This window comes from Mycobacterium sp. SP-6446, from assembly GCF_001954045.1.
In the GTDB taxonomy this organism is placed as follows: domain Bacteria; phylum Actinomycetota; class Actinomycetes; order Mycobacteriales; family Mycobacteriaceae; genus Mycobacterium.
The window spans coordinates 20,911-29,849 of record NZ_MBEM01000030.1 but is presented as its reverse complement, the minus strand read 5'-3'; the positions used below and the strand labels follow the sequence as shown (position 1 = coordinate 29,849).

Here is an 8,939-nt window from a genome sequence, read left to right as displayed (position 1 = left end):
AGGGCGATCAGCGCGTCGGCATCGCTGGTGGCGGCGAGGCCGATCGGCTCGCCGTTGGCGAGTTCGCCGGCGTCCCTGCCGACCTTCTCCGCGGAGTGCACCCACACGCCGACCAGATCCAGATCGGGGCGTCGGTGGATGGTGCGGATCGCGATCGACCCGATGCCGCCCGTCGCCCAGACCACTACCCGCTGGGTCGTCATCCTGTTCCTCCTGTTAAGAGAGTAGGCACTATCCTAATGAACAAATCTTAGGTTATGGTGCTGTTGATGCTCACGCTGAGGTTCGACCTGCGTGCTCCGAGTTGGGCTGGGCCGGCCGCCGACTACGTGCGCCGCGGGCGCTCATGAGTAGGGAGGTGAACCCTATGCGTACCGTCGTGTGGTCGACGGGGGGAGTCGGGTCGATCGCCATCGATGCGATCCGCCGCCGGCCAGACCTGGAACTCGTTGGGGTATGGGTGCATTCGCCCGACAAAGTCGGCAAGGACGCCGGGGAATTGGCCGGCATCGAGCCGCTGGGTATCGCGGCTACCAACGATGCCGACGCGCTGATCGCCCTCAAACCCGATTGCGTCATCTACGCGGCCAGCGGCCCCGAGCGCGACGCGCTGGCCATCCCGGACTATGTTCGGCTGCTCGAAGCCGGAATCAACGTCGTCACGACCAGCACGACCCTGTTGGTCAATCCGCAGGCCTACCAGCCCACCGAGTGGCGCGACCAACTGCTCGCCGCGGCCAAGCAGGGCCAGGTGTCGTTGTATGCGTCCGGGATCGAGCCCGGCTTCGCCGCCGACTATCTCCCCTTAGTGCTGTCCACCCAGTCGTCGTCCATCGAGAAAATCCACTCGTTTGAGATCGGCCTGTACGACGACTACGGGGTTCCCGACATCATGAGCGACGCTCTGGGCTTCGGACGTCCGCTCGACTACCAGCCCTGGATCGGCTATCCCGGTGCCATCGCCGGCGAATGGCAGGGGCAACTCCGGTTGATCGCCGACGCGCTTGGAGTCGAAATCCAGGAAATCCGAGAGAGTTTCGATCGCGCGGTCACGAACCGGACACTTGAGGTAGCGATGGGCACCGTCGAGGCCGGGACATGCGGCGCCCTGCGAATGAAGGCGATCGGGGTGGTCGACGGCCGCGAAGCCATCGTCATCGAGCACATCACTCGGCTCGCGCACGACGTCGCCCCCGACTGGCCGACCGGGATCGGCGATCTGTCCTACCGCGTCATGATCACCGGCGACCCCGACATCGACTGCAGCATGGCGGCGACACTCAAGGATCCGCACAAGGCCGGCATCGGCGGCATGACCTCGGGAGCGGGCGCGATGGTCGCCACCGCAATGCGAGTCGTCAACGCGGTGCCGTATGTCGTTGCCGCCGAACCCGGCCTGCTGAGTTCGGTGGACTTGCCGCTGACGATTCCAAAGCACGCGTTTGCCACTTAATCTGCCCGAGTGACGGTTAACCCGCTCGAGGAACTCACGCTGGAGCAACTGCGGCTCCGGACCAGCATGAAGTGGCGCGCGCACCCGGCCGACGTGCTGCCGCTGTGGGTCGCGGAGATGGACGTCCAGCTCGCGCCGACTATCGCCGACGCCCTCCGCGCAGCCATCGACATTGGCGATACCGGCTATCCCGCCGGCCACGCGTTCGCCGAGTCGGTCGCCGAATTCGCTTCGCGGCGTTGGCAATGGCACGACCTGGCGGTCGGCCGCACCGCAACCGTTCCGGACGTCATGCTCGGCGTCGTCGAGACGCTGCGCCTGGTCACCGACCGCGGCGACGCCGTCGTCGTCAACTCACCGGTGTACGCACCGTTCTACGCTTTCGTCTCGCACGATGGCCGCCGCGTGATCGAATCTCCTCTGGACGCCGGTGGCCGAATTGATTTGGCCGCCTTGGAAGAAGCGTTCGCGCGTGCGTGCGCTTCGGGAGGGAAGGCCGCATACCTGTTGTGCAATCCGCACAACCCGACGGGGGCGGTGCACACGTTCGACGAACTGCGCCGGGTTGCCGAACTGGCCCGCCGGTTCGAAGTCCGGGTGGTGTCGGACGAGATTCACGCACCGGTCATCCTCCCCGGTGCACGCTTCGTCCCGTATCTCACCGTTCCCGGTGCCGAGAATGGGTTCGCCCTGACGTCCGCTTCGAAGGCGTGGAACTTATCCGGGCTGAAGGCGGCCCTGGCCATTGCCGGTCCGGAGTCGGCCGCGGACCTGCGCCGCATGCCGGAGGAGGTCGGGCATGGGCCCAGCCACCTCGGCATCATCGCGCACGCCGAAGCGTTCAGGACCGGTGGCGAGTGGCTCGACGCGCTGTTGGCGGGCCTGGACGCGAACCGGGCCTTGCTGGGCGATCTGGCCGCCGAGCACCTGCGTGAAGTGAAATGTCTACGGCCGCAAGGCACCTACCTCGCTTGGCTCGATTGCCGCGCGCTCGGGTTCGACGAAGAGGAAACCGAGGGACTCGCTGTGGTAGCCGATCTATCCGGGCCCGCCCGCTGGTTCCTCGATCACGCCCGCGTCGCGCTCAGTTCCGGCCACGTCTTCGGTACCGGCGGAGCCGGACACGTGCGGCTGAACTTCGCTACCTCGCAAGCGATTCTCACCGAGGCCGTATCGCGGATGGGCCGCGCCCTTGCGCAGCGATGAGCGCCGAAGTTCTTCTGAAACAGCGATTTTCAGTTAGGCGGGGATTTCCTCGGCGCCGCGGCCCAGGTTCCGGAAGCCCTCGGCGGGCTTCTTGAGTCGCAGTAGGAACGGAAGCGTACTCAATTCGAACTTTGTCGTCTTTCCCAGCCGGCCGAAGAAGCCGCGCTCCGGCACGGACGGCACCACCTCGGACGTGGCGAGGTCGATGTAGTGCGTCGACGTGTTCCCGATACCGGCGAAGTCGTGGATCAGCGGCTTGCACAGGCCGCGGGTCGATTCGTCGAGGCACTCCGCCACGGGGTCGGTCATCAGCACGTATTCGGCCACGGGCACCGAGTTTTTCAGCATTCGGTGGACGAGGATGACATCGACGCCGGCGAGCTCGGTGTGGCGTTTGACCCGCTGCTCGGCCACCTCGCCCTGGTGGACGACGAATTTGAGCGACAGCTTGTCCAGCTGTACGCAGCTCGCACACTCGCAGGCGATGTCGGCTTTGAAGCGCTCCCGCTTCGCGAGGAACGACCGGCGCATCCGTGACAACCGGTCACACACCAGCACTTTGGCGTTGCCGTCGGGCTCCCAGAAGAACGCGGCGTCGCCCTCCAGTTTCGCCAGCTTTAGCCCTTTACCAGCATCGATAACCGCCTCCAGCAGCCCGGCTACCGTCTGCTGCGCGTGCGCCAGGTGCGTCCGGTTCCAATTCATGTAGTCGGTGTATCCGCTGATGTCGGCGATCAGCAGAACCGCGTGCCGGATGGCCATGAATTTGGGAGTGTAGTGGCCCCCACTGACAGCCTCAATGAAATCTCGTACTGGACGAAGAGGCGTTCGGAGAGAGAGGCTTGCAGAGGTGCCCGCTCACCGGAGGAGCTGAATGTGGATGTGCTGCGAACCCCGGACTCCCGATTCGAAAACCTGGAGGGCTATCCGTTCGTAGCGAACTATCTCAACGTGGCGGCAAGCGATACTCAGCCGCTGCGAATGCACTTTCTCGACGAGGGTCCGGCGGATGGCCCGCCGATCGTACTGCTGCATGGCGAGCCCACGTGGAGCTACCTGTACCGGACGATGATTCCGCCGCTGGCCGATGCCGGAAACCGCGTGCTCGCGCCCGACCTGATCGGCTTCGGCCGCTCCGACAAGCCCAGCAGGATCGAGGATTACACCTATCTGCGGCACGTGGAGTGGGTGACGTCGTGGATCGAGCGGCTCAACCTCAAGGACGTCACGCTGTTCGTCCAAGACTGGGGATCGCTCATCGGTTTGCGCATCGCCGCCGAGCAGAGTGATCGGATATCGCGGCTGGTAATCGCCAACGGTTTTCTCCCGACGGCCCAGCAACGTACCCCGCCCGCTTTCTATGCGTGGCGGGCCTTCGCGCGCTACTCCCCCGTGCTGCCCGCCGGCCGCCTGGTGTCCGTCGGCACCGTCCGCAGGCTTCCGACGAAGGTGCGGGCGGGCTACGACGCGCCCTTCCCCGACAAGAGCTATCAGGCCGGGGCCCGCGCATTCCCGCAGTTGGTGCCGACCTCCCCCGACGATCCCGCGATTCCGGCCAACCGCGCCGCATGGAAAGCCCTGGGCCAATGGGATAAACCTTGCCTGACCATCTTTGGGTATCGCGACCCGATCCTCGGCGCCGCCGACCGTGCCCTGATCAAGCACATCCCGGGCGCGGCCGGCCAGCCGCATGCCCGCATCAACGCCAGCCATTTCATTCAGGAAGACAGCGGCCCCGAGCTGGCCGACCGCATCGTCGCCTGGCAGCAGGCGGTGCGATAACTGGTTAGCGGGTGTTGATCAGGCGCACGACGCCGCGCATAACCGCCCTGCTGAGCGCGTGACGCGCCTGATCAAGTGTTGAGCCGGCTTGTGGCGGCGGCACCGTCCCGAGGCGCGGGAACAACGCCAACGCATTGGTGCGCTCGATCGCCGCGCGGGCGGCCACGTCGAGCCCGGGGTAGGTCTCCAGGCCGGCGGCGAACAGCTTGGCGGCCGCGACGGGCGCGAAGGGAAAGTCAGAGCCGAAGGTGATGTGCCCGGGCTTGGCGAAGGCGAGCAGGCTCGGCAGCGCGGCGGCGGTCGAGGACAACGCGGTGTCGAAGTAGAAGCTTGCGAAGTCGTCCAGGGTGTCCGTCAGGCTGCGTCCCGTGTCGCTCATGATGCCGATCGCCATTCGGTGCGAGGCGTAGGGCACGAATCCGCCGGCATGGCTGAGGATGAACTTGATGTTGGGATACCTGCGCCGAATCTCGTTGCGCACAAGCAGATACGCCGCCCGCGTGGTGTCGAGCAGGAAGTCGGCCGCGAATGGCAGGATGCCCTCGACGGCGGGGCCGGGCAGTTCGGCGGGATGGATGAACACCACCGCCGACCGAGCATCCAGCGCGGCGAACAGCTCGTCCTGTCCGTCCTGGCCCAGGTAGGTGCCCGCCGCGTTGGCCAGCAGGATGACGCCGTCGGCGTGCAGCTCGTCGAGGGATCTCACGGCCTCGGCGACGGATTCCCCGACGTGCGGCATCGGGAGGGTGGCGAAGAAGCCGAACCGGTCGGGTTGGGCTCCGACGACGGTGGCCAGGTGGTCGTTGAGATCCCGAGCCAACGCGGCGGCGTCGGCCGGGTTCGGCAGGAACGTGGTGGCCGGCGCGGACACCGACAGGATCGCCGTGCCGATGCCGAGTTCGGACATGGTCTGCAGCGACCCCTCAGGGCTCCACTCCGGGACGGCCCGTCCACCCGCTTGGTCAATCCCCGCTTCGCGCAACAGGTCTCGATAGAACGACGGGATGGCGTGGTGGTGGGTATCGATGTGCAACATGTCTGCTCCCTATCGGCTCAAGGGTCCGGAATGCCCGCGCCCGCCAGCGCGGGCACCACGTCCTCGTCGTGTAGCAGCGACGCGGCGCCGGTCCTGAACTGGCCGAGCTTGTCGATGATCGTCTGTCCCTCTGGAGTGTGGCCCCAGATGCTGATGCCTCGGTAGGTCGTCGGCTCCCACGTGGCCTCGTCGACGACGATCGGATTCCAGCCCAGTTCCCATTCGAACCCCGAGGGCGTGACGGCGTAGAAGGACAGTTCCTTGTCGTTGGTGTGCTGGCCGACGCCGAGCGCCATCCGGAAACCGAGCTGCTTGACGCGTTGGTATGCGGCGGTCATGTCGTCGAGCTGCGCGACCTGGACGTTGACGTGCTGGACCCGGGTGCGGATCGGGTTGAGCCGCAGGCGGTTGACCGCCGCGATCGCCACGGTGTGGTGGCGCTCGTTGACCCGCAGGAAGCGGATCTTGAACTTCAGGCCGCTGATCGTCTCGTCGATGTAGTCGGACAGCCGCGCGTCCAACACCACGTCGTAGTAGCCACGCAGCTGATGGGGCTTCGTCGTGGTGACCGCCACGTGGCCCAGACCCGCTGCGCCCGTGACGAACCCGCCGCCCGCGGCCATGCGCAGAGATGCCGTGCCGGCGCGGGCGCGGGTGAAGACCTCCTGGGTCAGGCCGTTGGGTCCGGGGAATCGGACCAGCCGCTCCACCCCGCGCAGCGCGGCCTCGTCGTCGGTGCCCTCGGTCACTGGCACGCCGTGACGCTTGACGCGGGCGAGGACGGTGTCGAAGGCGTCGTGGTCGTCCACCTGCCAGCCGAGAGCGCTGACGTCCTCGGCCGCGCCGTGTTGCAGCAGGAACCGGCACTCGTTGTCGTCGAGGCGAAACCGGATCGCGTCGTTCCCCGCCTCGTCGAGGTGCATGCCGATGGCGTCGCGGCCGAATCGCCGCCAGTCGCCGAACTTTTCGGTCTCGATCACCACGTAACCGAGGTGCACCCTCCCGAACACTGACGGCGTCATCGCGCACGCTCCAGGAATTCGATGGCCAGCCGATTGAACATCTCTGCGCGTTCCCATTGCATCCAATGTCCGGTGTGCGAGGTCATCACCAGCTCGGCGTTGGGCAGCAGGTTGAGCAGCAGCGGCCCGCCCGAGGGCTTGTTGACCTTGTCGTCGCGGCCCCACAGGACCAGCGTCGGTGTCGGCAGGGCCTTGAGCCGACTGTCGCGGGTGAGGTCCATCTGCCACAGGGTGCGCAGCCCAGACGGGCGGCGCAGGGGCGGGTTCGCCACCACCTCGGGGTCGATCGACGCGCGGTAGCGCAGGTCGATCAGGTCCTCGGGCACGGCGGCGCCGTCGTACACCAGGTAGGTGCGGATGAACGTGGCGAGCTTGTCGCGGCTCGGGCCGTCGCCGCCGTAGTAGGACAGCAGGCTCTTCAGCCCGGCCGTGGGAAGGCCCCTTGTCGTGCCGATGCCGCCCGGGCCCATCAATACCAGCTTGCCGACGCGGTCTGGGGTGTCCAGGGCGAGCCGCAGCGCCGCCGATCCGCCGTAGGAGTTGCCGATGAGGTGCGCGGTGCCGATGCCGAGTTCGTCGATCAGGCCGCGGATCATGTCGGCGAGGTAGCCGAACGGGTCATTTTGGTCGACGCCCTTAGCCGACCTGCCGTAGCCGGGCATGTCGGGCACGATGACGCGGAAATGCGTTGCGAGAGCGTCGATATTGCGTGAGTAGTTCGACACGCCCGACGCGCCGGGGCCGCCGCCGTGCAGCATGACGACGGGTGGGCCGGTCCCGGTTTCGGTGACGAAGATGGGCTTGCCCGCGACGGTGACGGTGCGCTCGGTCGGTTCGGTGGTGATCATGCGGGGACTCCGATCGGGGCGGCCGCCAGGGGCGGGGTTAGGTCTGTTAGCCCCGGCGGCGGGGCCGGCAGCGGAGCGCCGGCGGCCGCGGCGGCGAAGACGAACCCGTCAGGGCGCACCACGACCGCGGCCGCCTTCTTGCTGCGCAGCCAGCCCGTCAGGCTGCCGTCGTCGTCGCGGATTGCGCCGGCCGCCGGCGCGCCACTGGTGACAGACAGCGAGACCGCGCCCAGCCGCTCCCAGCGATCGGAGCCGGGCGGCGTCGCGCCGACGTGCACGACGGCCCAACCGCCGCCGAGGACGTCGTCAAGCCGCGACCTGTTTCCGCTGGAGTCGGTGACCCAGGGCTGCGGCAGCTGCCAACCGGCCGCGGGGTGCGCATCCGGTGCCACAAATCCGGCGGGGTAGTGCGCGGGTGGAATCCAGATCAGGCTCTGCCCGGCCTTGAGCGCCCCGGGTACTCGTGTCACGACTCGCAGCAGGTGATTTCGCAACCACGCCAACGACTTCCGGCGCTCGGTGATGATCCGCCCGTTGCGTACCGCCCGGCGGGTGACCTCGGCGACGTGCGGCTTGCGCTCGGCCTGGTAGCTGTCGAGCAGCGAATCGGGCGCCTGCCCGTGCAGCACGGCCGCGAGCTTCCAGCACAGGTTGGCCGCGTCGCGCACGCCGGCCGACATGCCCTGCCCGATCCACGGCGGCATCGCATGCGCCGCGTCGCCGGCCAGGAAAATGCGCCCGACGCGCCAGCGGTCGGCGACGCGCACGTGGTGGCTGTAGATCACCGCGCGCAGGATCTTGACGTGCTCGTCGGTGATGCCCTGGTCGTTGAGGACTTCCCACACGGCCTCGTCGGTGACGAGCTTCGTTTCGTCTTCGCCGGCCCGCGCGGGGTACTCCCAGCGGTGGTGTCCCAGCGGCGTTGGGCAGTCCACGGTCGGGCGGGCGGGATTGCAGTGGAAGCGCAGCCGGTCGTGGCCGTCCCACTCGCGAATCACCTTGGTGTCGATGACAACCCAGCGTTCGGCGTAGGTGCGTCCCTCGTATCCGACCCCGAGCTGGCCGCGGGTCGGCGAGGCCCCGCCGTCGCAGGCGATCACGTATGACGCCCGCACGCGTTTGAAGGTGTCGGTGCGCAGGTCGGCCAGCATCAGTTCGACATCCGATTCGCTGTTGACCGCGCGCAGGCACTCGTGTTCCAGCAGCACCTCGACGCGGGCAAACCGGTCGACGCCCTCGCGGAGCACGTGGTCGACCGCGGGCTGATACAGGAACTGCTGCGGCGGGTGTCCGCACCCGCGCGGCGTCATGGTGGTTTCGATGAACGGCACGCCCTGGGCGTCGACCCAGGCCAGCGGCCGATCGGGCAGCATGTCCCGCTGCAGGCGGTCGGCCAGCCCGACGGACTGCCAGATGCGCATGACCTCCTCGTCGGTCGAGATGGCCCGCGCCCGCCCGTACACATCGGGGTCGCGCTCGATGACGACCACGCTAAGCCCCAGGCGGCCCAGCAGATTCGCGGCGGTGGCGCCCGTCGGACCGTAACCGATTACCGCGACGTCATAGGTCGGATTTTCGTTCATTGCCGTCTC

At 67.4% G+C, this 8,939-nt stretch carries 8 protein-coding genes and 1 pseudogene; 3 read left to right on the top strand and 6 right to left on the bottom strand.

What is annotated here, in order from left to right; all coding sequences use genetic code 11:
* Positions 1–203 (bottom strand): annotated as a pseudogene (locus A5736_RS02470) (dihydrodipicolinate reductase); the annotation flags it as partial.
* Positions 204–367: 164 nt separating this feature from the next.
* Between A5736_RS02470 and A5736_RS02465 the strand changes: the two are divergent.
* Both A5736_RS02465 and A5736_RS02460 read left to right on the top strand, forming a co-directional pair.
* The gene (locus tag A5736_RS02465; RefSeq protein WP_371328351.1) at positions 368–1,453 is read left to right on the top strand and encodes a dihydrodipicolinate reductase; all 1,086 of its coding nucleotides are present in this window, start codon (positions 368–370) and stop codon (positions 1,451–1,453) included.
* A 9-nt stretch (positions 1,454–1,462) separates the two neighbouring features.
* Entirely contained in the window at positions 1,463–2,659 is a 1,197-nt protein-coding gene (locus tag A5736_RS02460; protein ID WP_076244350.1) for a MalY/PatB family protein, read from the top strand.
* A 33-nt stretch (positions 2,660–2,692) separates the two neighbouring features.
* On the opposite strand, the gene A5736_RS02455 is transcribed toward A5736_RS02460, so the two are convergent.
* The gene (locus A5736_RS02455; protein WP_076122366.1) at positions 2,693–3,421 is read right to left on the bottom strand and encodes a DUF2652 domain-containing protein; all 729 of its coding nucleotides are present in this window, start codon (positions 3,419–3,421) and stop codon (positions 2,693–2,695) included.
* A gap of 114 nt (positions 3,422–3,535) precedes the next feature.
* On the opposite strand from A5736_RS02455, the gene A5736_RS02450 reads away from it, so the two are divergent.
* Positions 3,536–4,441 (top strand): haloalkane dehalogenase, encoded by a 906-nt coding sequence (locus A5736_RS02450; RefSeq protein ID WP_076244348.1) that lies wholly within the window; start codon positions 3,536–3,538, stop codon positions 4,439–4,441.
* A 4-nt stretch (positions 4,442–4,445) separates the two neighbouring features.
* On the opposite strand, the gene A5736_RS02445 is transcribed toward A5736_RS02450, so the two are convergent.
* Genes A5736_RS02445 through A5736_RS02430 form a run of 4 tightly spaced genes read right to left on the bottom strand, consistent with a single transcriptional unit; the run spans position 4,446 to position 8,930 of the window.
* Positions 4,446–5,477: an amidohydrolase family protein gene (locus tag A5736_RS02445; RefSeq protein ID WP_076244346.1), complete on the bottom strand. Its 1,032-nt coding sequence runs from the start codon at positions 5,475–5,477 to the stop codon at positions 4,446–4,448.
* 17 nt (positions 5,478–5,494) lie between these two features.
* Positions 5,495–6,499, bottom strand: coding sequence for a VOC family protein (locus A5736_RS02440; RefSeq protein WP_076244344.1), 1,005 nt, complete (start codon positions 6,497–6,499; stop codon positions 5,495–5,497).
* A complete protein-coding gene (locus tag A5736_RS02435; protein ID WP_076244343.1) occupies positions 6,496–7,347 on the bottom strand; it encodes an alpha/beta fold hydrolase in 852 nt (283 codons plus the stop codon). Before A5736_RS02435 ends, A5736_RS02440 begins: the two co-directional genes overlap by 4 nt.
* On the bottom strand, positions 7,344–8,930 hold the full coding sequence (locus A5736_RS02430) for a bifunctional 3-(3-hydroxy-phenyl)propionate/3-hydroxycinnamic acid hydroxylase (protein WP_076244341.1): 1,587 nt from the start codon (positions 8,928–8,930) through the stop codon (positions 7,344–7,346). Before A5736_RS02430 ends, A5736_RS02435 begins: the two co-directional genes overlap by 4 nt.
* Between the last annotated feature and the right edge of the window lie 9 nt (positions 8,931–8,939).

What these genes read in the sequence shown, in the direction of transcription:
- A5736_RS02465 (WP_371328351.1), top strand. Translation starts at nt 368, where the DNA reads ATGCGTACCGTCGTGTGGTCGACGGGGGGAGTCGGGTCGATCGCCATC.
- A5736_RS02455 (WP_076122366.1), bottom strand. Translation starts at nt 3,421, where the DNA reads ATGGCCATCCGGCACGCGGTTCTGCTGATCGCCGACATCAGCGGATAC.
- A5736_RS02445 (WP_076244346.1), bottom strand. Translation starts at nt 5,477, where the DNA reads ATGTTGCACATCGATACCCACCACCACGCCATCCCGTCGTTCTATCGA.
- A5736_RS02440 (WP_076244344.1), bottom strand. Translation starts at nt 6,499, where the DNA reads ATGACGCCGTCAGTGTTCGGGAGGGTGCACCTCGGTTACGTGGTGATC.
- A5736_RS02435 (WP_076244343.1), bottom strand. Translation starts at nt 7,347, where the DNA reads ATGATCACCACCGAACCGACCGAGCGCACCGTCACCGTCGCGGGCAAG.
- A5736_RS02430 (WP_076244341.1), bottom strand. Translation starts at nt 8,930, where the DNA reads ATGAACGAAAATCCGACCTATGACGTCGCGGTAATCGGTTACGGTCCG.